This is a genomic window from Streptomyces sp. 796.1 (assembly GCF_047525675.1).
Classification (GTDB): domain Bacteria; phylum Actinomycetota; class Actinomycetes; order Streptomycetales; family Streptomycetaceae; genus Streptomyces.
In genome coordinates, this window is sequence record NZ_JBLIWA010000022.1 from 39518 (window position 1) to 62841 (window position 23324).

Annotated in this window: 15 protein-coding genes and 2 pseudogenes; 13 read left to right on the forward strand and 4 right to left on the reverse strand. The window is 70.6% G+C overall.

The window, feature by feature from the left end; genetic code table 11:
• Positions 1–2: 2 nt before the first annotated feature.
• The 5 genes from ACMA1D_RS16720 (at position 3) to ACMA1D_RS16740 (ending at position 8558) form a co-directional block, all read left to right on the forward strand.
• A complete protein-coding gene (locus tag ACMA1D_RS16720) occupies positions 3–635 on the forward strand; it encodes a DsbA family oxidoreductase (protein ID WP_414724772.1) in 633 nt (210 codons plus the stop codon).
• A gap of 307 nt (positions 636–942) precedes the next feature.
• Positions 943–2172, forward strand: a complete 1230-nt coding sequence (locus ACMA1D_RS16725; RefSeq protein WP_414724773.1) for a VWA domain-containing protein — start codon at positions 943–945, stop codon at positions 2170–2172.
• Positions 2173–2744: 572 nt separating this feature from the next.
• Complete coding sequence (dnaE, locus tag ACMA1D_RS16730) at positions 2745–6347, forward strand: DNA polymerase III subunit alpha (protein ID WP_414724774.1); 3603 nt, start codon at positions 2745–2747, stop codon at positions 6345–6347.
• 6 nt (positions 6348–6353) lie between these two features.
• On the forward strand, positions 6354–7328 hold the full coding sequence (locus ACMA1D_RS16735; RefSeq protein ID WP_414724775.1) for a DNA polymerase Y family protein: 975 nt from the start codon (positions 6354–6356) through the stop codon (positions 7326–7328).
• A 159-nt stretch (positions 7329–7487) separates the two neighbouring features.
• Positions 7488–8558: a DUF3533 domain-containing protein gene (locus tag ACMA1D_RS16740; protein ID WP_414724776.1), complete on the forward strand. Its 1071-nt coding sequence runs from the start codon at positions 7488–7490 to the stop codon at positions 8556–8558.
• A gap of 165 nt (positions 8559–8723) precedes the next feature.
• Here ACMA1D_RS16740 and ACMA1D_RS16745 read toward each other — a convergent pair whose 3' ends face one another.
• From ACMA1D_RS16745 to ACMA1D_RS16755, 3 genes are all read right to left on the reverse strand, one after another.
• Positions 8724–9212, reverse strand: coding sequence for a hypothetical protein (locus ACMA1D_RS16745; RefSeq protein ID WP_414724777.1), 489 nt, complete (start codon positions 9210–9212; stop codon positions 8724–8726).
• Between the two features lie 1085 nt (positions 9213–10297).
• Positions 10298–10990 (reverse strand): hypothetical protein, encoded by a 693-nt coding sequence (locus ACMA1D_RS16750; RefSeq protein ID WP_414724778.1) that lies wholly within the window; start codon positions 10988–10990, stop codon positions 10298–10300.
• Positions 10991–11065: 75 nt separating this feature from the next.
• A complete protein-coding gene (locus tag ACMA1D_RS16755) occupies positions 11066–11719 on the reverse strand; it encodes a hypothetical protein (protein ID WP_414724779.1) in 654 nt (217 codons plus the stop codon).
• 219 nt (positions 11720–11938) lie between these two features.
• Here ACMA1D_RS16755 and ACMA1D_RS16760 point away from each other — a divergent pair, with 219 nt between their 5' ends.
• Positions 11939–12535: an N-acetyltransferase family protein gene (locus ACMA1D_RS16760; protein ID WP_414724780.1), complete on the forward strand. Its 597-nt coding sequence runs from the start codon at positions 11939–11941 to the stop codon at positions 12533–12535.
• Between the two features lie 268 nt (positions 12536–12803).
• On the opposite strand, the gene ACMA1D_RS16765 is transcribed toward ACMA1D_RS16760, so the two are convergent.
• Positions 12804–13562, reverse strand: a complete 759-nt coding sequence (locus ACMA1D_RS16765) for a HEAT repeat domain-containing protein (RefSeq protein ID WP_414724781.1) — start codon at positions 13560–13562, stop codon at positions 12804–12806.
• Positions 13563–14361: 799 nt separating this feature from the next.
• On the opposite strand from ACMA1D_RS16765, the gene ACMA1D_RS16770 reads away from it, so the two are divergent.
• From ACMA1D_RS16770 to ACMA1D_RS16800, 7 genes and pseudogenes are all read left to right on the forward strand, one after another.
• Positions 14362–16251 (forward strand): 3-hydroxyacyl-CoA dehydrogenase family protein, encoded by a 1890-nt coding sequence (locus tag ACMA1D_RS16770; protein WP_414724782.1) that lies wholly within the window; start codon positions 14362–14364, stop codon positions 16249–16251.
• Between the two features lie 187 nt (positions 16252–16438).
• Complete coding sequence (locus ACMA1D_RS16775) at positions 16439–17275, forward strand: TetR family transcriptional regulator (RefSeq protein ID WP_414724783.1); 837 nt, start codon at positions 16439–16441, stop codon at positions 17273–17275.
• A 673-nt stretch (positions 17276–17948) separates the two neighbouring features.
• The gene (ccrA, locus tag ACMA1D_RS16780; RefSeq protein ID WP_414724784.1) at positions 17949–19286 is read left to right on the forward strand and encodes a crotonyl-CoA carboxylase/reductase; all 1338 of its coding nucleotides are present in this window, start codon (positions 17949–17951) and stop codon (positions 19284–19286) included.
• A 155-nt stretch (positions 19287–19441) separates the two neighbouring features.
• Positions 19442–21274, forward strand: a pseudogene (locus ACMA1D_RS16785) (methylmalonyl-CoA mutase family protein); the annotation flags it as partial.
• A gap of 153 nt (positions 21275–21427) precedes the next feature.
• Positions 21428–21607: pseudogene (locus ACMA1D_RS16790) on the forward strand (hypothetical protein); the annotation flags it as partial.
• Complete coding sequence (locus tag ACMA1D_RS16795) at positions 21604–22584, forward strand: HpcH/HpaI aldolase/citrate lyase family protein (protein ID WP_414724785.1); 981 nt, start codon at positions 21604–21606, stop codon at positions 22582–22584. The pseudogene ACMA1D_RS16790 and the gene ACMA1D_RS16795, both read left to right, overlap by 4 nt.
• Before the next feature lie 136 nt (positions 22585–22720).
• Positions 22721–23320 (forward strand): MaoC family dehydratase, encoded by a 600-nt coding sequence (locus ACMA1D_RS16800; protein WP_414724786.1) that lies wholly within the window; start codon positions 22721–22723, stop codon positions 23318–23320.
• The last annotated feature ends 4 nt before the right edge of the window (positions 23321–23324 follow it).

Consider the following 23324-nt stretch of genomic DNA (forward strand, 5'->3'; position numbering starts at 1 on the left):
CGATGAGGGTGGAAGTGTGGGTGGACGTGCTCTGCCCCTGGGGTTACATCGGCAAGAGGCGGCTGGAGCGGGCACTGTCCCGATTCGACCGGCGGGCCGAGGTCGACATCGTCTGGCGGAGCCTGGAACTCGATCCCGACGGTCCGCGGAGCCCCGCGGGGCCCCTCACGGACCTGCTCGTGGAGTACGGCGTGTACGAGAGCCGCCGGGCGGCGCTCAGACAGTTCGAGCTGATCACGTACCTGGGTCACCAGGAGGGCCTGGAACTGCGGCCGGCCACCGCCGTACCGGCGAACTCCTTCGACGCGCACCGACTGCTCCACCTGGCCTCCGAACACGGGCAGGGCGACGCCATGCTCGAACGCCTGCTGCACGGCTGCCTGACCGAGAACGCCGACCTCTCCGACCACGGCGCGCTCATCACGCTGGGCCGCGAGGTCGGACTCGACAGCGCGGAGATGTGGGCCGTCCTCGACAGCGACGCCTACGCGGGCAGCGTCCTGGCCGACCGCGACCTGGCCCGCGAACGCGGCGTACGCGGCTCCCCCACCTTCGTGGTGGGCGGCCACGCAGCCCCCCTCGGCGCCCCGTCAGTGGACAAGCTGCTGGAGCTCCTGGGGCAGCCGGTGGGGTGAGTCCGGTGTGGGGCGGGTTGGTTGGGGTTGGGTGGGGTGGCTGCGCTGGCTGGGGTGCGTCGGGTCCGGGGCGGGGCCCCTTCGGCCCGGGGCCGGCCGCCCCCGGCGCCACGCGCGTGCGCGCGTACGTCCGTCCCTGTGCGTACGCGCACGCATTCCTCCGTGGACGGGCACTCACTGCCCCTGACGCACCTCGCAAAGGCCCGTACGCCCCGCCAAAGGTCACCGACGGCGAATTCTGTCCAAAGTCGGGACGTTCGGGCAGCAGGGGGCTACCGTCTCCTCTCAGCGATCAAGGGGGACGAGGGTGCAGACGACGTCATTGCGCAAGGGGGAGAACACCGGCCTGTTGACGGCGCCGGTGGTGCTGACGGTGTCGGTCCGCGGCTTGAGTGCGGATGTCTCGGCGCTGTTACTCGGAACGGACGGCAGGGTTCGGAGCGACGACGACCTGGTGTTCTACAACCACCCGACCCAAGACGGCGTGTCCGTCGCCGGCCCGGTGGTCACGGCCGATCTGGCACGCGTCCCGGCCGGAGTGGACCGGCTGATCGTCGTCGCGAGTGCCGATCCGCTACAGCCTGGTGCGGTCTTCACTCGTGCGCCACTCCTGTCGATCGCTCAGGCAGGCGCGCCGACCGCGTCGTTCGCGGCACCGGACTTCACGTCCGGGGAGACGGTCGTGGTACTGGCGGAGCTCTACCGGCGCAACGGCGGCTGGAAGGTCCGGGCGGTGGGGCAGGGTTACGCATCCGGCCTGGCCGGGCTCGCGACCGACTACGGCGTCGACGTCGAGCCTGAGCCCGAGCCCGCCCAAGCTCCCGTACCGCTTCCCGCCCGACGTCAGGCCCCCAGTTCTACGGGGCACGCAGCGGGCCTCTCGAAAGTCGAGCGGCTGGCCCCCGGGCTGCTGTTTCCGGCCCGCCAGGCAGACAAGGCCCTCGCGGACCGAAGCATCGCGCACCAGCGGGCGGCGGTGTATCTGATCCTGGATCACGACTGGCACATGAAAGAGCTGTACGAGTCGTTCGCCGTACAGGCCTTCGCCGAGCGCGTTCTGGCATTGTCGGCCACTCTCGATGACGACGGCACCGTGCCCGTGATCTTCTCCTGCGGACGAGACCCGTTCCTGGAGGAGATCCGACTGGACAACTACCGCGGGCGCATAGGCCAGTTGCACACCCAGGTCGACTGGAGGCGGGGGAACGTCGCCTATGCCATGCGCCGTGCCGTAGGGCATTACCAGGAATCCGGTGCCACTGATCCCGCCTTCATCGTGACCCAGGTCGGCGACGAACCATGGAACAAGGCAGAAGTCCGCTCTTTGCTACAGAACACCGCTCCACTTGGCATCTTCTGGCTGTTCGTCGGGTTCGGCCGCGGCAAGCTCGCGTTCTACAAGAACCTCAACGCGTCCACCTCCGCCTCGTTCACCAACGTCGCCTTCTACGATGCGAGCAAGAACCCGGGGTCGGTCCCCGACGAACGGTTCTACGCAGGTCTCATCAACGGCTTCGCCGCGTGGCTGCGACGTTGAGCCATCGCCGCTCGCCCACCGGCTGAACAGAGCTTCATCACGCCCGATCGGGCCGCGGCTGCTGCCCGGCCGCGACCAGGTGGTTCGCTGTGCCCTCGGCCGCCCTGAGCCGTTCTGACGCGACCCGTACGGAGCGTTGCGCGCCGGTGACCGTGCGCTGCGCCGCCATCCGACGGCCCTCCGCCGGTCCGCCGACCTCCCCGCGACCGTCAGCGCACTTGCGGTCTGCGTGACGCGGCTGGCCGGAGGCGCCACCACGGAGATCGCCAGGGGGAAGGTGCGTCGGGGCCAGGAGAAGGGTTCGGCGGCATGCCGAGCACCCGTGCGGGGCCGGCGCGCGACCCCCTCCACCCAATCCGCCCCAGCCCTCCGGGCCCACCAGAAGCAGCCGCCCCACCCACGCCCTCCCCACACTCCCGCACGCCCCCACCCGCCCCTTTCTCACCCTCCTCCCATTCGAACGAATATGCGAACATGGAGTTAAGGTGCTCCCCCGGCCGCGATGGATCGGATGGATCGGGAGGGGCGGCGCAAGCGGTGGAAGGGGTAGTCATGGGTAGCAGGAGGTGCGCATGTCGTTTACGCACCTCCGGGTGGCGAGTGGATATTCGCTGCGGTACGGGGCCAGCCACCCGCACGCCCTGGCGGAGCGGGCCGTCGAGCGGGGGCTCGATGCCCTGGCCCTGACCGACCGGGACTCCCTGGCGGGCGCGGTGCGCTTCGCCAAGGCGTGTGCGGGGGCCGGGGTCCGGCCGCTGTTCGGCGTCGATCTGGCCGTGCCCGGCGTAGCGACGACCGGAGCCGCGGCGTCAGCGTTGGCATCGGCATCGGCATCGACGAAGCGGCTCAGGACCCCCTCCCGGGGCGGCGCGTTCGTCACAGCTCCGCCGCAGCGCGCGGTGTTCCTGGCCCGTACCGCACGCGGCTGGGCGGAGCTGTGCCGTCTGGTGTCGGCCGCCGCTGACCAGGAGCTGACCTGGGACGACCTGGCCTGCCCGGACGACGAGCTGTTCGTGCTCCTCGGGGCGGACTCCGAGGTCGGGCAGGCGCTGGCGGCGGGGCGGCCGGACCGGGCCACGGCGCTGCTCGGGCCCTGGCGCGAACGGTTCGGCCGGGCGTTGCGCATCGAGACGTCCTGGCACGGGCGGCCCGGCACGGGCCCCGGGTCGCTGCGGCTGGCCGCGCGCATGCTGGGCTTCGCCACCGAGCAGCAGCTCTCCCCCGTACTGACCAACGCCGTGCGCTACGCCGACCCGGGCCAGGGCGAGGTCGCCGACCTGCTGGACTCCGCCCGGTTGCTGGTGCCGATCGACGACCGTGACGCGTCCCGGCTCGACAGCGGGCAGCGCTGGCTGAAGGACGCCGGGGAAATGGAGCGGACCGCCGAGCGGATCGCGGAGGCCTCGGGCGGCCGGGGCGGAGACGCACGACGGCTGCTCGCGACGACCGAGGAGACGGCGGAGGCGTGCGTGGTCGACCCGGGCGATGCGTTCGGGCTCGGTCGGCTGAACCTTCCGGAGCCCGAATTGGTCGGCGCGAGCGCCGGAACGGCGGACCGGGTGCTCGCCGACCGGTGCGCGGCCGGCATGCTCAGCCGCGCCTACCACCGGGACGGGGCGCGCTGGGACCGGCTGGAGGAGGAGTTGCGGATCATCGCCTGGCACGGCTTCGCCGGGTACTTCCTGACCGTCGCCGAGGTCGCGGCGCAGGCCCAGCGGCTCGGCATCCGGGTGGCCGCGCGCGGCTCGGGCGTGGGTTCGCTGGTCACGCATCTGCTGGGGATCAGCCCGATCGATCCAGTGGCGCACGGCCTGGTGATGGAGCGCTTCCTGTCCGAGCACCGCTCAGCCCTGCCCGACATCGACCTGGACGTCGAGTCGGCCCGCCGGCTGGAGGTCTACCAGGCGGTACGGGAGCGGTTCGGCGCCGACCGGGTGGCGACGCTCGCCGTCTACAAGACGTACCGGGCGCGCGGGGCGATCGAGGTCGTGGCCCGCGCCCGCGGCATGGCCCCGGACCGGGCGGCCCGGCTGGGCAAGGCGTTCCCGCACATCCGGGCCAAGGACGTACGGGCCGCGCTCGCCGAGCTGCCCGAGCTGCGCGAGGTCGCCGCCGAGGACCACGGCCGGCTGTGGGAGCTGGTGGAGGCGCTCGACGAGCTGCCGTTCGAGGCGGCGATGCACCCGTGCGGGCTGCTCGTCTCCGACGCGGCCCTGGTCCGGCGCACCCCGCTGACGCCGACCACCGTCGAGAACATCGCCATGTCCCAGTTCGACAAGGAGGACATCGAGGACACCGGGCACCCGAAGATCGACGTCATCGGCGTACGGATGCAGTCGGCGCTCGCGCACGCGGCGGCCGAGATCGAACGCGTCACCGGCGAACCCCTCGACCTGGACGACCCCGCGCAGGTGCCGCCGGACGACCCCGCCACGTACGACCTGATCACCTCCGGGGACACCCTGGGCACCTTCCAACTGGAGAGCCCCGGACAGCGGGAGCTGGTGCGGAACCTGCGGCCACGCTCGTTCGACGACCTGGCGCTCGACATCAGCTTGTTCCGGCCCGGGCCGGTCGCGGCCAACATGGTGGACCCGCTGATCAAGGCCCGGGACGGCCGGGGCCTGACCCGTTACGCGCACCCGGACCTCAGGCCGATCCTGGCGGAGACCGAGGGGCAGGTGGTCTACCACGAGCAGGTGATCGCGATCATGGCGACGATGACCGGCTGCGACCGGGGCATGGCGGACGAGGCCCGCCGCGCCCTGTCCGTCCCCGAGCGGCAGGGCCGGGTGCGGGCCTGGTTCGCCGACCGGGCACGGGACCGCGGCTATCCGGTGCAGGCCGTGCGCGACGCGTGGAAGGTTCTGGAGGGGTTCGGCAGCTTCGGCTTCGCCAAGGCGCACGCCGCGGCGTTCGCGCACCCCGCCTACCAGTCGAGCTGGCTCAAGACGCACCGGATGGCGGCCCTGCTCGCGGGGCTGCTCACGCACGACCCGGGGATGTACCACAAGCGGGTCCTGGCGGCGGACGCCCGACGGCACGGGGTGCCGCTGCTGCTGCCCGACGTCAACCGTTCCCAGCCCGCACACATAATCGAACTGGTGTCCGGCAAGTGGGGGGTGCGGATCGGCCTTTCGCAGGTCCGCGGCATCTCCGAGGCCGAGAGCGGGCGCATCACCGCCGGTCAGCCGTACGCCTCACTCGAAGACTTCTGGCAGCGCGCCCGCCCCAGCCGCCCACTGGCCGAACGCCTGGCGCAGGTCGGCGCGTTGGACGCGTTCGGGCCTCGGCGCGAGCTGCTGCTGAAGGTCACCGAGTTGCACCGCACGGGCCGCGGCAAGGGCGGATCGGCGGCAGGTCAACTCCCCATGGGGGACGTGGAGAGTACGGAGAACGCGGGGAGCCCGAAGAACCCAGCGACCCTGGAGAACCCGAAGAACGCGGGGAACGCGGGGGGTACAGCGGGCCCCGAGCCGGACGGCGCCACGGCCGCCACCACGACCCCAGCCGCCGCCACAACCACAACCACAACCACCACGGGCCTGCCCGCCATGAGCAATTCCGAGCAACTTGCCGCCGAACTCGACGTACTCGGCATGGACGTCTCCCACCACCTCCTCGACGAACACCGCGCCCTGCTCGCCGACATCGGCGCGACCCCGGCCGCCGACCTGTCCCGACTCAGGCACGGCGCGACCGTGCTCGTCGCCGGCGTCAAGGTCGCCACCCAGACCCCGCCGATCCGCTCCGGCAAGCGCGTCATCTTCGCCACCCTGGACGACCCCACCGGCCTGTCCGACCTGGCGTTCTTCGAGGACAGCCACGCCCGCTGCGCCCATACCGTCTTCCACAGCAGTCTGCTGCTGGTCCGCGGCACCCTGGCCCGGCGCCCGCCGCGCGCCTTCAGCATCACCGGCACCGCCGCCTGGGACCTGGCCGAGTTGATCGACCTGTACCGCGCGGGCGGCCCCGGCGCCGTCGCCGACCGCCTCGCCCGCCCCGAGGCCGCCGCGCGCAGGGCGGGGCCGCGCCGCACCCTCACCCAGCCCACCGGATACGCCCTGCACCCCTGGGCCGACCTGCAACCGCCGGGCACCCCGGCCGGGCACGCCGCCCTGACCGCTCTCGACGGGAGGGCCTTCCACCATGCGAGCCCCGGAAGCGCGGGGTGATGGGCGATGATCCTCTACGTCCACTTCGGCACCCCCCAACCCGACGCCACCTTCCGCCAACTCCTCACCCTGCTTGGCGAGTTCACTCCCGTCGTTCAGGCGCTGCCACCGGACGCGGCGCTCGCCGACGTGTCCGGGAGCACCCGCTACTTCGACCGCGACGCCGCCGGACTCGCGGCCCTGATCCGGATGCGCGCAGCCGCGGTCCACGACCTCGACGTGACGGTCGGCATCGGCCCCAACCCGCTGCTCGCCCAACTCGCCGCGCACCGTGGAGCACCCGGCGCCGTCCGTACCGTTCCCGACGACGCCGCGGCCATCACCCGCTTCCTCACCGGCCTGCCCACCGCGGCGCTGCCCGGCGTGGGCCCGACCACGGCCCGCACCCTCGCCTCGTACGGGCTGCACACCGCGGACCAGATCGCCGCCACCCCGCTGCTCACGCTCCAGCGCATCCTGGGTACGGCGACCGGCCGCACGCTCCGCGAACGCGCGGCCGGCATCGACCCCGCGCGGGTGGTGGCGGGCGCACCGCCCCGTACGTTCACCGCCGAGCACCATTTCGTACGCGACGAGCTCGACGGCGCCAGGCAACGCGCCGCCCTGACCCACCTCGCCGAACAACTCGGCGCCCGGCTCCGCGGCGAACGGCAGGTCTGCCGCTCGCTGACGCTGACCGTCCGGTACGCCGACCACTCGGTGACCACCCGCAGCCACACCCTGTCCGACGCCACCGCGCACGGCCCTCAACTCCGTTCCGCCGCCCATGTGTTGCACCGGCGGCTCGGGCTCCAGCGGGCCCGCGTACGCGCCCTCACCCTGCGCGCGGGCGAACTCGGGGACGCCGCATCGGCGACCCGGCAGTTGGCCTTCGGGCTCGATGACGACAAGGACCGCCGCATCGAGGCCGCGGCCGACCGGGCCCGCGCCCGCTTCGGCCCGGACGCGGTGCGCCCCGCCAGCACCGTCGGCCTCGGGTGAACCCCGCCGGGCCCCGGCCGGGGGGGCACCCGCCCGCCCGGCCCCCTCCGGATTCACCCGATCGGCGCCGCACGCCCTGCGCACCGGGCCCCACGCAGCCACCATGTGGAAAGTCCGCGGAAAGTCGAAACACCAGGTGAGAACGGTGAGGAGTGGCGCATGACGGCGACCCGCGAGGAGACCGGCCGCACCTTCGTCGAGGAACTCAGGGCCGCGGTGACGACCCGCGCCGCCGTCCTCGTCGTCGGCGTACTCCTGCTCCAACTGGCCTTCATCCTCTCCTACGTCGGCGCCTTCCACCGGCCGAAACCCGACCACGTGTCGATCGCGGTCGTCGCGCCGAAACCGGTCGGCGACCAGGTGGTGAGCAAGCTCGGCAAGTTGCCGGGCGACCCGCTCGACCCGCGGTCGGTGGCCAGCGAGGCGAAGGCGGTACGGCAGATCAAGCACCGGGACGTGGAGGCGGCGCTGATCGTCGATCCGCGCGGCACCACCGACCGGCTCCTGGTGGCCGGCGGCGCCGGCTCCTCCCTCGCGCAAGCCGTCGAACAGGTCGTCACCCGGGCCGAGAAGGCCGACCAACGCCTGGTGCGCACCACCGACATCGTGCCGGCAGCCGCCGACGACAGCCGCGGCCTGACCTCGTTCTACCTGGTCATCGGCTGGTGCGTGGGCGGTTATCTGTGCGCCGCGGTGCTCGCCATCAGCGCGGGCGCCCGCCCCGCCAACGGCAGCCGGGCCGCGATCCGGCTCGGCACACTCGCCCTGTACTCGATCGCGGCCGGCCTGGGCGGCACGATCATCGTGGGCCCGGCACTCGGCGCGCTGCCCGGGAGCGTGTTCGGGCTGTGGGGCCTGGGGGCCCTGGTGGTCTTCGCCGTCGGCGCCACCACCCTGGCCTGTCAGGGCCTGGCCGGCATCGTCGGCATCGGCCTGGCCATCCTGATCATCGTCGTCCTGGGCAACCCCAGCGCGGGCGGCGCCTACCCCTACCCCCTACTCCCCGACTTCTGGCAGGCCATCGGCCCCGCCCTCCCCCCGGGCGCCGGCACCTGGACGGCCCGCTCCATCGCCTACTTCCAGGGCAACGCAATCACCGGCCCCCTGCTGATCCTGGCCGCCTGGGCGGTGGCCGGTACGGCGATCACGCTGGCTCTGGCCTTGCGGCACCGAGATGCCGCGGGGCGGCCTGCGGCCGGGGCGGGCGCGGGAGTGGCTGCTGGGGGGTGAGGGGGCACTGGTCACTGGTGGGGGGTGGGGTGGAGTGGGGTGGTTTCGGCGGGGTGAGCGCGCAGGGCCCGGCCCGTGCGGGCGGAGGCGCGGAGGGAGCTGCGGGCACGCGGAGGGCGCCGACCCCATCCGAGCCGGCGCCCTCCGCCACAAGCATTCTTTATGTCAAAACTTCCAACTCTTCGGATTCAGCACCGTGCCCACGTCCTTGGCCTTGTTGATGACGTCCACCCCGAAGTCCCGGGTTTTGTCCCCCATCCAGTCGGCCGCCTTCCCCGGGGCGTCCTTCACGTCGTCCCAGTGTTCGACGGTCTTGGCGCCCAGGTAGACGGATCCGAAGACGACAGTGGCACCGAGGGAGTACGGGCTGGGGTTGATGTTCGCGTACGTCAGCGAGGCGTTGAAGCCAAATTCCGCAACGTCCGCCACATAGCTGGCACCCTTCTCCCGGGTGCTGAAGTTGCCGTGGTCCCACGGCCAACCGTTGTGGTAGACCTTGTCGCCACTCCGGTAGGTGGCGAAGGTCCCGCCGATGATCGACGTCCCTCGGAGTACTCCCGAGACTTTTCCCGCGGTGGTGACTCCCCTGACGGCAGCCGAGGTCCGCCCTGCGGCCGGCGTCTCGCCCCGTGCCTCAAGGTAGGACTTCTGCAAGACTCGCGTGAGCCTTGCTTGGGCGGCGCGGGTGACGTCTTGCCCGGAGTGGGTCCTCCCGCCAAATCTCTTGGCCAATTCATCCGACCCCAATGTGAAGTCGAGGAACCTGTTCACCCGACCGGGTGCGACACTCCGCAGGCCATTCCAACCCTCCCCGAAAAGCTCATCACGGGCTCCCGCGACGAAAGGTATGCGAGAAGATTGCTGATACGTCTGGCTCCCGCCGAATACCGTGGCGGCCACCCGTCCCGGGAGCCAGGACCCCGGGGCCGATAGGGAGCGCATTGCCGGGTTCCAGTCACGAACAAACCTTCCCATCTTAATGAACGGACGCGTACCGACCGATCGCAGCTTCCGGTAGATTCGATTCCGCCACTGCTGAATCATCGGATTAGCAGGAATGCGTCTACGCAACTCATTTCCGCCTAGAATCCTAACCATCGAAGCGCTGATGAACGCTGTATTCAGCGCCGCGCGACGGATTCCGGCAAATTCGCCATAGGCCTCGACGAAGCTCCTGATCGTTTCCTCATGAGGTTCGAGTCCGGAAATCTTCGCAAGCGCCTTCGCTTCTACCCGGTATATCCAATCGTCGAGCGACTCGCCGTCTCGATGCCGGAAAGAGTCTGCTGCCGGATCATCACTCGCAGCAACCGAATTAGCCATCAGCAGGACATCCGGACCAAGAGGCGGACCAGCATAGTTCTTAAAGTCTACATCGGTAAAACCGGCCCAGCGAAGCCCCGCCAGAGGGTCGCCATCCTCAAGGCGAGCAAAGGAAGCCCGGGAGCGCAAGTCTGGACCAATATCCGCCACCCAGGAATTCATGGGCTTGAGCGGGGCCAACACATCACTTACGCCGAGCGTCGAAGCCCGAGCAAATGCCTCCCGCAGCCCATCCGCAACCCCACCCCTACCATCAATAAGCTTCGCAAGCTGCTCTAAATCTTGCGGATTTACGTTTCGCAACACCCCTCCATTTTCGCAAACAAGATGCATCAGCATGCAATGGAAGCCCTGTCCATATCGCCGCCAGCTCACTCAAGTGACACTAGAGCGGGCCTTCAGGCTGGCGAACTTCATTAAGGTGCAGGAATATCCCTCAACATAGCGTAAGCAAACGCAATTCGCCGGTCCAGCCAACGCACCTCGATCTCAATCTCCAGACGCATATCATGACCACCATAGCCACACGAGTTCATGACGAACTCGCCGTCAGGAGTCTTCCACTCCAGCTCGCGATCGCGCGAGTAACTACCATCCCCACTCGATCGGGCCAGGAATCCGACTGCCGACTCCAGGGCAACCCCTGCCACCTCCTTAGGACCCTTCTTGGCCCACTTATTGCGCCCGATCACTGTTGGACACCCCGGCTGATCAATACGCCACGTATGCCTACTCAGACGATTGACCGGCGGGATACGGCGAATGGAGCCTACGATCTCGGACTGGGCGTCACGAACGTGATAGACGTCCTCCCCGTCCCGCTCAAGGGGATCATCGAGCACACACAGCACGCGCTGAAACTTCACATCCTCATACAGCACAGGCCCAAGATCACCGTATTTTCCCGCAAAATACGCACACGGCGCGAAGGTTTGCTCCCAACCATTACGGCCTGGAACACGAATAGCCCGGGGCCCTTCGATCGTTTTCTTCCTCTCCATTTGGTTTTTTCGCTCGACCGTCCCGATCGTGAACTCACGCACCCCCCGCCAATCCACCACCGGCAGCGGCGGAACCTGCTCCTTTTGCTTACGCCTTCCAAATGCCATGACGCCCCCTTCGCAATTCCATAATTCAGCGCCCCGCGCTGAGCGCTATCTCCAACCGACCCTGAGCGCAACTTATCAGATAGCGGGATTATCCCTCAACATGGCGTAAGCAAATGCAAGTCGCCGATCCAACCAACGCGCCTCGATCTCGACTTCCAGACGCATTTCATATCCGCCATAGCCACACGATTTCATGACGAGCTCGCCATCAGCGGTCTTCCACTCCAGCTCGCGGTCGCGCGAGTAGCTCCCGTCGCCACTCGATCGAGCCAAGAAATCGAACGTCGACTCCAGGGCAACTCCTGCCATCTCTTTAAGGCCCTTCTTGGCCCACTTATTGCACCCAATTACCGTTGGACGCCTCGGCTGATCAATACGCCACGTATGCATACTCAAACGATTGGCCGGCGGAATGCGGCGAATGGAGCCGATACTCTCGGACCTGGCATCACGAACGCAGTAGACTTCTTCCCCGTTCCGCTCGAAGGGCTCATCGAGCGCACACAGCAGTTGCCGGAGTTCCACATCCTCGTAAATCTCGGTACCCAAATCCTGGAAACGCTTCGTAGGGAAATACGCGCATGGCGGGAAAATCCAGCCTTCACCCTCACGCCTCGGTACACGAACCGCCCGGGCCCCATGACCGGTCTTCGCACCCTTCGCCGTGCTCCGCCGCTCGTACGTCCCGATCGTGAACCTCCACACCTTTCGCCAATCCAACTCCGGCACCGGCGGAACCTGTTCCTTCTGCTTGCGCCTCCCGAACACCCCAAGCCCCCCCACTTCGCCCTCACGAACGCGACCAACCGTAGTGGACCGACTACGACACGTCCCATGGCCCCTGCAACTTCCTGACGGAACCCGGGCCCCGGCCCCACCCGGCAGGGCGCCCCGCACCAGCCAGAAAAACCCGCGGCCAATCCGATCCGGACAACTACGCTCTCCGGCATGGGTGCTCTGGTGCGTGAAATGACCGAGGACGACATCGACGCCGTGGCGGCCGTGCGGGTGCGGGGGTGGCAGGTTGCGTACGTCGGGCTGGTGCCGCAGGCGCATCTGGATGCCATGGACGTGGCCGAGGACGCGGACCGGCGGCGGGAGTTCTTCTCGCGGGGGCTCGGGGACGTGGTGAACCTGGTGGCCGAGGAGCCGGGCGGGGGCGGCGCGGGGGGCCAGGTCGTGGGGTGGGCCTGCTTCGGGCCCTACCGGGAGAAGGACCTGCCGAGCGGGGACGCCGAGTTGTACGCGCTCTACGTCCGTCCCGAGCGGTTCGGCGCGGGCATCGGGCACGCATTGCTCAGCGAGACGCTGCGGCGGCTGACGGAACGCGGGTTCCCGCGGGTACGGCTGTGGGTCGTACGGGGCAACGAGCGGGCCGAGCGCTTCTACGCCCGGGCAGGGTTCGCCCCCGACGGGGGTGCAGAGTCCTTCGACGTGGAGGGCGTGGCGGTCCCCGAAGTGCGCTACGCACGCGCCCTGCCGCCCTCCCCCACCGCCACGCCAGCCCCGCCCCCTCCCTCCAGCCCCTCCGCCCCATCCACCTGACCCGTACCAACTACTCCGCCCGGCCCGCCCACGCCGTACCGCCTGCCTCGCCTACCCCTGTCCCACCCACCCCTTCCATCCCCTTCCATCTGCCTCGTACCGCCTGCCTCGCCCGGCCCACCTACCCCCACCACACCGTGGGCCCCACCCATTACGTGGACCCCACCCACGCCGTGGGCCAGCCCAGTTGGCCCCCGCTCCCCACGTGACCGCTTCACTCCCGCCCTGCCCAACTCGCCTCACTCCGGCCCCAACACCCGGGCCCCACCTACGGCTTGGGCCGCGGGCGTTGGTCCGGGCGGCGGGAGCCGGGGCGGGGTTCGCGGCGGCCGACGCCGCCCGCTCTGGGGCCTTCGGAGCGGGGGACGCCACCGCGTGCCCCGTCGCCGCGCCGCCCGTCGGTGCGGCCACCGCCGCTCGCCGCCGGGGCCTTGCCCGCCAGTTGGGCCAGGGCCGTGTCCGCCTCCGGACGTAACCGTTCGTGTTCGCGCGCCGCCGCGAGGATGGGGGCCGCCCGGCGGTCGCCCAGCGTGCCGAGCCCGACCACGCAGGCGCGGGCGATCGGCCAGTAGTGGTCGCGTTCGGCCAGCAGCCGGCGCAACGTGGTGACCAGCGCGGGCACCGACTCCGGGGCCCGCAACTCCACCAGCAGCCGGATCGGGTGCAGCGCGTACGCCGTCCGCAGCGGATTGGTCGCCAGCACCGCCGCCGCCCGGGCGGTGCGCGGGTCCCCGAGCCTGGCGAGCGCCCGGGCCGCGGTGGCGCAGTGCGCCGGGTCTCGGTAGTTCAACAGCATCACCAGCGGTTCGAAGGCCCGCCGGTCGCCCGCGCAGCCCAGTGCGAAGGCCGCGGTCTCCCGGGCGCACAGCGGCTGCCCGTTGGCCACCAGCACCCGGGCCAACTCCTCGCGTGCGGCGGGGGTGTTCTGGCGTACGAGAGCGAGGAGGTTCTCGTACGCGGCGTAGTCGGCCGATGTCGTCAGCGCGGCCCGTGCCCGGGCCGCCAGTTCGCGGAGTTCTTCTTCCATCTCCCGCCTCCCCTTGCGCTTGCCCTTGACCTTGCCCGTGCCGCCGCGGCCATCCGCGCCCCGGCCGGCACGCGTTCCCGTTCCCCGTGCGTCGCCACACGGTCCGATTCCGAACTATCCATATCTGAGCTGTCCGTACCTGAGCTGTCCGTATCCGAGCTGCCCGATTCCGGGCCGTCTGCTCCTTGGCCGTCCGCCGGGCCGTCCATTCCGGTGTCTTGCGCTTCCGTGCCGCCCCTTCCCGTGTGGGCCCTTCCCCTGCTGGCCGATTCCGAGCTGTCCGTATCCATACCGCCGTCCCGCTCCGTGCCGTACGTCTGCCTCCCCCACCGCAGGTACTCGCTCCACCGCAGGTACTCGCCCCACCGCAGGCACTCACCACAACGCACGTACTCGCCACACCCACCCCGCCCGGGCCCCGCCCCGTCGCGCCCACGCGCCACCCGCTTTATGCCCGCCCCTACCCCGTCCGTCGCCCTGGGATACCCGCGCAGCGCGCCCCCTGCCACTGTGACGTGTGCCACCCGGCTCTGGCGAGAATCGGCCCTGGTGTTCTTGGTTACTGGCGAGTTAGGCTCCCCGGCACGAGCAGCACCCCTGCTCTGGCGGCCTGGTGACGCAGCCGCCATCCAGTGCAGTCGGTTCGGCGTTTTCGGCGTGTGGCGCGGCCCCGGGACAGGGCCTTCGCCGCCCGCCGCCACGGTCCCTGTGGGCACGGTTGCCCGCTCGGGGCCGCGCAACTCCTCAGTCGTCACCTCTCCCCGCGGCACGAGGCGGGGAACACCCCTGGAGTCTCGCGATGGACGTTCTCTCCACCCTCCCCACCCCTGAACCGCTGCCCCTGCACGCCGTGGCCGTCGTCGGTCTGGGCACCATGGGCGCCGGCATCGCGGAGGTGTTGGCCTGTGCGGGGCACCCCGTCATCGGGATCGACACCTCGGACGTCGCCGCCCAGCGGGCCGTTGCCGCGCTCGCCGCCTCCACCGCGCGGGCCGTGCGGCGCGGGCGGATCACCGAGCAGCAACGCCTGGACGCGCTCGCCAGGTTCCGTACCGCACCCGACCTGAGGGCCGCGGCCGACGCCGACCTGGTGATCGAGGTGGTGCCGGAGGACTACGCCACCAAGCACGCGGTGTTCACCGCGCTCGATGCGGTGGTGCGCCCCGACACGATCCTGGCGACCGGCACCAACGCCCTGTCCGTGACCCGGCTCGCGGCCGATTCCGCCCACCCCGAACGCGTCCTGGGCCTGCACTTCTTCAACCCCGCCCCAGCCATGAAGCTGGTCGAGGTGGTCTCCTCGGTGCTCACCGCGCCGGTGGCCGTCGCCTCGGTCACGGCGCTGGCGCGGGAGCTCGGCAAGGAGCCGGTCCCGGTCGGCGACCGGCCCGGGTTCGTCGCCGACGGGCTGCTGTTCGGCTACCTCAACCAGGCCGCGGCGATGTACGAGTCGAAGTACGCGTCCCGGGAGGACATCGACGCCGCGATGCGGCTTGGCTGCGGGCTGCCGATGGGGCCGCTCGCGCTGCTCGACCTGATCGGCGTGGACACCGCCCGTACCGTCCTGGAGGCGATGTACGCGGCCACGCACGACCGGCTGCACGCGCCCGCGCCCGTACTCGGCCAGCTCAGCGCGGCGGGGTTGACGGGGCGCAAGGCGGGCCGCGGCTTCTACACGTACCAGGAGCCGGGCAGCGAGGTGGTGGTCCCGGACGCCGAGACGCCGAACACCCAGACGTCGAACGCCGCCCGGACGCCCAACGCCCAGACCTCCGACGCCCAGACCTCCCACACCGAGGCCCCCGACGCCGAGGCCCCGGTGGCCGGCGGAATCCCGGTGCGCACCGTGGGCGTGGCCGGCTCGGGCACCATGGCCAGCGGCATCGCCGAGGTGTTCGCCGTCGGCGGGTACGCCGTGGTGCTCGCCGGGCGTGAGGTGGCGAAGGCCGAGCGGGCGAAGGCGCGGATCGCGAAGTCGCTGGGCCGCTCCGTGGCCAGGGGCCGGCTGACCGAAGCGGCCAGGGACGCGGCGCTCGCCCGGATCAGCACCGCCGGATCGCTTGCGGCCTTCGCCGACGTGGAGCTGGCGGTGGAGGCGGTGGCCGAGGACCTGGCGGTCAAGCAGCGGCTCTTCCACATGCTGGACGAGGTGTGCAAGCCGGGCGCGGTGCTGGCCACCACGACCTCCTCGCTGCCGGTCATCTCCTGTGCCCGGGCGACCTCCCGCCCGCAGGACGTCGTCGGCATGCACTTCTTCAACCCGGCGCCGGCGATGAAGCTGGTGGAGGTGGTGCGTACGGTGCTGACCTGCGACACCGCGCACGCCACCGTGCGGCGGGTCTGCCGCCAGGTGGGCAAGCACCCGGTGGACTGCGGGGACCGGGCCGGGTTCATCGTGAACGCGCTGCTGTTCCCGTACCTCAACAACGCCGTGAAGATGGTGCAGGAGCACTATGCGAGCCCGGACGACATCGACGCCGCGATGAAGCTCGGCGGCGGCTATCCGATGGGCCCCTTCGAACTGCTCGACGTCGTCGGCCTCGACGTGTCGCTGGCCATCGAGAAGGTGCTGCACCAGGCGTTCCGCGAGCCGGGCCTCGCGCCCGCGCCGCTGCTGGAACACCTGGTCGCGGCGGGCTGCCTGGGCCGCAAGACGGGCCGCGGCTTCCGCGAACATGCACGGGCCTGAGCCGGCCGGCGCTCCGCAGGCCGCGGCGGCGGACAGCGGCCCGGGTACGGGACGGACGCCGCCCCCGCACCCGCGGCGCTGGCCGCCGTCGGCGCCCGGTGCCGGTTGGGGCGGGCTGCTCGAACCACCGGGCGCCGCGGCCCGGGACGGGCCCCGGGCCAGGGGGTCTGACCTGCCTTTGGGAAAAATGCAGTACGTTCCCCCCATGGCCCAGCCCGTAAAGTCCGCCCGTAACCAGCAAGCCACCGCAGGCAAGACGTCCGACGGCACCGAGAGCGCCAGCAGTCGTCGCGCCGCCGCGCAACGGCTGACCATGCGTCGCAAGCTCGCGGCTGCCGCCATGGACCTCTTCGCGGCCAAGGGGTACGAGGCGACGACGGTCGACGAGATCGCGGCCAGGGCAGGCGTCGCCCGCCGGACCTTCTTCCGGCACTTCCGCTCCAAGGAAGAGGCCATCTTCCCGGACCACGACGACACGCTGGTACGGGCCGAGGCCGTGCTGGAGGCCGCGCCCGCGCACGAGCACCCGCTCGACACCGTGTGCCGCGGCATCAAGGAGGTCATGCGGATGTACGCCGCCGACCCCGAGGTGTCGGTGGCCCGCTACCGGCTCACCCGCGAGGTGCCGACGCTGCGCGAGGCGGAGATCGCCTCGGTCGCCCGGTACGAGCGGCTGTTCACCCGCTATCTGCTCGGCCACTTCGACGAGACCGCGCACCGGGACGGCAACGACGACCCGCTGTTGGCGGAGGTCGCCGCGTCCGCCGTGGTCACCGCGCACAACCACGTGCTGCGGCGGTGGCTGCGGGCCAACGGCGACGGCGATGTGGAGGCACAGCTCGACCACGCCTTCGCCATCGTGCGCAAGACGTTCGGCACCGGCTTCCGGGCCTACCGGCCCACCGACGAACGGCCCGCCGCGCTGGTCTCGGCCAGTGGTGAGGTCCTGGTCGCGGTGGCGCGCACGGACGCGCCGCTGTCCGAGGTGATGCGGGCCATCGAGCGGGCGATCCCGCAGAGCTGACCACCCGCCGGCCCCGGTCACGGAACGGTTCACCCGGCCGCCCGCCCTCGGGGACGGCCCCCGGCCCGTACGCGCGCGGGCCCGCACGGACGTGGGCCCGACACGGGTAAGGCCCGTACGCACGTGAGCCAGTGGCCCCGTACGCACGTGAGCCCGTGCGCCCTCCTTGGATTCCGGGGCCCGCGCGCACGGGTCTCGTACGCACACGGCCCCGTCACCGCACGAACCGATCCGCTCGACGCACGCAACGGCCGCCCCGCCCTCGGGGCGGCCGTTGTTGCTCATGCGTGCACCGGGGATGACAACTGAGAGAAATTGTTGGCACCCAGTGTCTTGCCGCATGGCACGCGGTGCCATACGTTGAGGGTGTCCGGGTGGCCGGCGCGTAGCAGAGGTTCTCGCGCGTCGGCTGTCCCCGCACCGTCGTTGCGCACCCGGACGCCTGCGTCACAGGCACCTTCGTCCCGCCCGGCCCAGCGGCACCCCACCACCAGCGGGGGCCGAGCCCGACGGGACTCCCCGCACCGCCCTGCGCCAGCACGCCGAACCGACGGCACGCATCCGCACCCCCAGCGCACCAGCACCAGCACCAGCACATATCCGCATATCCACACCCCCGTACTGACCGCAGCGTTCCCCCAAGCGTCCCCAAGCGCTCGCCGGAGGCCCATCGATGAACGAAATCCTGGATGCGATCCTCGCTCCGGACAGCACGCCCGCGGACTTCGCGGCCCTGCCGCTGCCCTCCTCGTACCGCGCGGTGACCGTCCACAAGGACGAGGCCGAGATGTTCGACGGGCTGCCCAGCCGGGAGAAGGACCCGCGCAAGTCGCTGCACGTGGAAGAGGTGGCGGTGCCCGAACTCGGCCCCGGGGAAGCGCTGGTCGCGGTGATGGCCAGCTCGGTCAACTACAACTCCGTGTGGACCTCGATCTTCGAGCCCGTCTCGACCTTCGCCTTCCTTGAGCGGTACGGGCGGCTCTCGCCGCTCGCCAAGCGGCACGACCTGCCGTACCACGTCATCGGCTCGGACCTGGCCGGCGTGGTGCTGCGCACCGGCCCCGGCGTCAACGCCTGGCGGCCGGGCGACGAGGTGGTCGCGCACTGCCTGTCGGTCGAGTTGGAGTCGGCGGACGGCCACGACGACACCATGCTCGACCCGGAACAGCGCATCTGGGGCTTCGAGACCAACTTCGGCGGCCTCGCCGAACTCGCCCTGGTCAAGTCCAACCAGCTCATGCCGAAGCCGGCGCACCTGAGTTGGGAGGAGGCCGCGGCGCCCGGGCTCGTCAACTCCACCGCGTACCGGCAGTTGGTCTCGCGCAACGGCGCCGGCCTCAAGCAGGGCGACAACGTGCTGATCTGGGGCGCCAGCGGGGGCCTCGGCTCGTACGCCACCCAGTTCGCACTGGCCGGCGGGGCCACCCCGATCTGCGTGGTCTCCAGCGCGCAGAAGGCCGAGATCTGCCGGCGGATGGGCGCCGAGGCGATCATCGACCGCAGCGCGGAGGGCTACCGGTTCTGGAAGGACGAACGGGCCCAGGACCCGCGCGAGTGGAAGCGGTTCGGCAAGCGCATCCGCGAACTGACCGGCGGCGAGGACGTGGACATCGTCTTCGAGCACCCCGGCCGCGAGACCTTCGGCGCCTCCGTCTACGTCACCCGCAAGGGCGGCACCATCGTGACCTGCGCCTCCACCTCCGGCTACACCCACGAGTACGACAACCGCTACCTGTGGATGTCGCTCAAGAAGATCGTCGGCTCGCACTTCGCCAACTACCGCGAGGCGTGGGAGGCCAACCGGCTGGTCGCCAAGGGGAAGATCCACCCCACCCTGTCGAAGACCTACCGCCTGCACGAGACCGGCCAGGCCGCGTACGACGTACACCGCAACCTGCACCAGGGCAAGGTCGGCGTCCTGGCCCTCGCCCCCGACGAGGGCCTGGGAATCCGGAACGAAGAGCTGCGCTCCCAGCACATCGACGCTATTAATCGATTCCGCGACGCGTAGCGGAGTGGAAGATCAGGCGCAGCCGCGACGCGTAGCGGAGTGGAGTGGAAGCTCGGACACAGTCGCGACGCGTAGCGGAGCGGCGCAGGCCGGAGCGGGCTCACCGGACTCACCAGACCCATCGGACTCTTCGAACGGTTGAGGTACAGACCCATATGACTGAGCGTCACAAGGATCGTCCGTGGCTGATGCGGACGTACGCCGGGCACTCCACCGCCGAGGCGTCCAACGCGCTGTACCGGCGCAATCTCGCCAAGGGGCAGACCGGCCTCTCGGTCGCGTTCGACCTGCCGACCCAGACCGGGTACGACCCCGACCACGTGCTCGCCCGCGGTGAGGTGGGCCGGGTCGGGGTGCCGGTCTCGCATCTCGGCGACGTGCGGCGGCTGTTCCAGGACATACCGCTGGAGCGGACCAACACTTCCATGACCATCAACGCGACGGCGATGTGGCTGCTGGCGCTCTACCAGGTGGTGGCCGAGGAGCAGGGCGCGGACCTCGCCCAGTTGGCCGGCACCACGCAGAACGACATCGTCAAGGAGTACCTCTCCCGCGGCACGCACGTCTTCCCGCCGGGCCCGAGCCTGCGGCTGACCACCGACACGATCGCGTACACGGTCAACCACCTCCCCAAGTGGAACCCGATCAACATCTGTAGCTACCACCTCCAGGAGGCCGGGGCGACCCCGGTGCAGGAGATCGCGTACGCCATGAGCACGGCCGTCGCCGTGCTTGACGCCGTACGCGATTCGGGGCAGGTGCCGCAGGAGCGGTTCGGCGATGTGGTCGGCCGCATCTCGTTCTTCGTCAACGCGGGCGTACGGTTCATCGAGGAGATGTGCAAGATGCGCGCCTTCGGGCGCATCTGGGACCAGATCACGCACCAGCGGTACGGGGTGCAGGAGCCCAAGCAGCGCCGGTTCCGCTACGGCGTGCAGGTCAACTCGCTCGGCCTGACCGAGGCGCAGCCCGAGAACAACGTCCAGCGGATCGTCCTTGAGATGCTCGCCGTCACCCTCTCCAAGGACGCCCGCGCCCGGGCCGTACAGCTCCCGGCCTGGAACGAGGCGCTCGGCCTGCCCAGGCCCTGGGACCAGCAGTGGTCGCTGCGCATCCAGCAGGTCCTGGCGCACGAGAGCGACCTGTTGGAGTACGAGGACGTCTTCGCCGGGTCGCACGTCATCGAGGCGAAGGTGGCCGCCCTCACCGCCGAAGCGCTGGCCGAGATGGCGCGCATCGAGGAGATGGGCGGGGCGATGGCCGCCGTCGAGTCCGGCTACCTCAAGTCGCAGTTGGTCGCCTCGCACGCGGAGCGGCGGGCCAGGATCGAGGCGGGCGACGAACGAATCGTGGGCGTGAACTGCTTCACCACCACCGAGCCGAGCCCGCTGACCGCCGATCTCGACACCGCGATCATGACGGTGGACCCGGCGAACGAGGCCAAGGTGGTGTCCGCGCTGCACCGTTGGCAGGAGGACCGCGACGAGGCCCGCGCGCAGGAGGCGCTGGCCGCGCTGAAGGCCGCGGCGGCCGGCAGCGACAACCTGATGGGGCCGACCCTGGCCTGCGTGCGGGCGGGGGTGACCACCGGCGAGTGGTCGTGGGCGCTGCGCGAGGTGTTCGGCGAGTACCGCGCGCCGACCGGGGTGAGCGGCGCCCCGCTCGCGCTGTCGGCGGAACCTGGCAGCACGCTGGCCGCCGTGCGCGACAAGGTCGCCAAGACGGCGGCCGACCTCGGCGTCGGCAAGTTGCGGCTGCTGGTCGGCAAGCCCGGCCTCGACGGGCACAGCAACGGCGCGGAACAGATCGCCGTACGGGCCAGGGACGCCGGCTTCGAAGTGGTCTACCAGGGCATCAGGCTCACGCCCGAGCAGATCGTCGCGGCGGCCGTCGCCGAGGACGTGCACTGCGTCGGCCTGTCGATCCTGTCCGGGTCGCACGCCGCGCTGGTACCGGACGTGCTCGACAGGCTGCGGGCGGCCGGAGCCGGCGGCGTCCCCACGGGCGCGCCCTCCGGCGTCGATGGGGCTGGCGCCGGCGCGGCCGGTGCCCACGCCCGTACCGGCGCCGACCCCACCCCCGGCACCGAACCCAGCGCCGCTCCTGACCCCGGCACCGCCGGCCCCGGCGGGCCCGTGGACGCTCCCATTCCGGTGGTCGTCGGCGGGATCATCCCGGCGGCGGACGCCCGTGCGCTGCGCGCCGCAGGCGTGGCGGCCGTCTTCACCCCGAAGGACTTCGGCATCACCGAGATCATCGGCCGTATCGTCGATGAGATCCGCACAGCGAACCAGCTCGACCCCCTGGAGGCCACCGCATGATCGCCCGCCCGTCCGCGTCGTCCGCAGGCCGGCTGCGCCCGCGCCGCTCCTGCCTCGCCGTGCCAGGCAGCAACCCCCGGTTCCTGGAGAAGGCCCAGGGGCTCCCCGCCGACCAGGTCTTCCTCGATCTGGAGGACGCGTGCGCGCCGCTGGCCAAGGAGTCCGCGCGGCACGCCATCGTGCACGCGCTGAACACCGGCGACTGGAGCGGCAAGACCCGGGTGGTGCGGGTCAACGACTGGACCACCCACTGGACGTACCGGGACGTCATCACCGTGGTGGAGGGCGCCGGTCCCAACCTGGACTGCATCATGCTGCCCAAGGTGCAGGACGCCCAGCAGATCGTCGCGCTGGACCTGTTGCTCACCCAGATCGAGCAGACCATGGGCTTCACGGTGGGCCGGATCGGCATCGAGGCGCAGATCGAGAACGCCAAGGGCCTGGTGAACGTGGACGAGATCGCCGGCGCCTCGCCCCGCATGGAGACCATCGTCTTCGGCCCGGCCGACTTCATGGCCTCCATCAACATGAAGTCGCTGGTGGTGGGCGAGCAACCGCCGGGCTACCCGGCCGACGCGTACCACTACATCCTGATGCGGATCCTGATGGCGGCCAGGGCGCACGACCTCCAGGCCATCGACGGCCCGTACTTGCAGATCAAGAACGTGGACGGGTTCCGTGCGGTGGCCGGGCGGGCCGCGGCGCTCGGCTTCGACGGCAAGTGGGTGCTGCACCCGGGTCAGATCGATGCCGCCAACGAGGTGTTCTCGCCCTCCCAGGAGGACTTCGACCACGCCGAACTGATCCTGGACGCGTACGCGTGGTCCACGTCGGAGGCGGGCGGCAAGAAGGGCTCGGCGATGCTCGGCGACGAGATGATCGACGAGGCCAGCCGCAAGATGGCGCTGGTGATCGCGGGCAAGGGGCGGGCCGCCGGCCTGCACCGCACCAGCAAGTTCGAGCCGCCGACCGGCTGACCCCGGCGGCCCCGCCACAGGTCCGGTAGGGGTGTACGGTGCCTCGCCGCGCGCCCCTACCGCGTACCCCGCTCCCCGTCAGACCGCAACACGCCCGGCCGCCCCGGTCCGGGCGCCATCCGGAGGGACAGCAACCATGCAGTTCGGCCGCACCTACGAGGAGTTCACGGTCGGTGAGGTGTACCGGCACTGGCCGGGCAAGACCATCACCGAGTACGACGACCACCTGTTCTGTCTGCTCACCATGAACCACCACCCGCTGCACCTGGACGCGCACTACGCGGAGCAGACCACCGACTTCGGCAAGAACGTAGTGGTCGGCAACTACGTGTACTCGCTGTTGCTCGGCATGTCCGTGCCCGACGTGTCCGGCAAGGCCATCGCCAACCTGGAGGTCGAGTCGCTGCGGCACGTGGCGCCGACCTTCCACGGCGACACGCTGTACGGCCAGACCGAGGTGTTGGACAAGACCCCGTCGCGGTCCAAGCCGGACCGCGGCATCGTCTCGGTGGAGACCAAGGGCTACACCCAGGACGGCACCCTGGTCTGCGTGTTCCGGCGCAAGGTGATGGTGCCCAACGCCACGTACGTCGCGGAGCGCGGCGGCGAGCAGCCCGGCCGGCCGGTCCTGCGCGAACCCGGCAGACCCGCCGGGCCGGGCAAGTCCAGCCGCCTCGAAAAGCCCAGCGAGCCCGACGGGACGGACACGCCCGCCGCCCCGGCCCCCGTGAAGTGAGGAA

Coding starts and splice junctions, on each gene's coding strand:
- ACMA1D_RS16740 (WP_414724776.1), top strand. CDS start 7,488: ATGACGGCGACCCGCGAGGAGACCGGCCGCACCTTCGTCGAGGAACTC.
- ACMA1D_RS16800 (WP_414724786.1), top strand. CDS start 22,721: ATGCAGTTCGGCCGCACCTACGAGGAGTTCACGGTCGGTGAGGTGTAC.
- ACMA1D_RS16795 (WP_414724785.1), top strand. CDS start 21,604: ATGATCGCCCGCCCGTCCGCGTCGTCCGCAGGCCGGCTGCGCCCGCGC.
- ACMA1D_RS16775 (WP_414724783.1), top strand. CDS start 16,439: ATGCAGTACGTTCCCCCCATGGCCCAGCCCGTAAAGTCCGCCCGTAAC.
- ccrA (WP_414724784.1), top strand. CDS start 17,949: ATGAACGAAATCCTGGATGCGATCCTCGCTCCGGACAGCACGCCCGCG.
- ACMA1D_RS16720 (WP_414724772.1), top strand. CDS start 3: ATGAGGGTGGAAGTGTGGGTGGACGTGCTCTGCCCCTGGGGTTACATC.
- ACMA1D_RS16735 (WP_414724775.1), top strand. CDS start 6,354: ATGATCCTCTACGTCCACTTCGGCACCCCCCAACCCGACGCCACCTTC.
- ACMA1D_RS16750 (WP_414724778.1), bottom strand. CDS start 10,990: ATGGCATTTGGAAGGCGTAAGCAAAAGGAGCAGGTTCCGCCGCTGCCG.
- dnaE (WP_414724774.1), top strand. CDS start 2,745: ATGTCGTTTACGCACCTCCGGGTGGCGAGTGGATATTCGCTGCGGTAC.
- ACMA1D_RS16760 (WP_414724780.1), top strand. CDS start 11,939: ATGGGTGCTCTGGTGCGTGAAATGACCGAGGACGACATCGACGCCGTG.
- ACMA1D_RS16765 (WP_414724781.1), bottom strand. CDS start 13,562: ATGGAAGAAGAACTCCGCGAACTGGCGGCCCGGGCACGGGCCGCGCTG.
- ACMA1D_RS16770 (WP_414724782.1), top strand. CDS start 14,362: ATGGACGTTCTCTCCACCCTCCCCACCCCTGAACCGCTGCCCCTGCAC.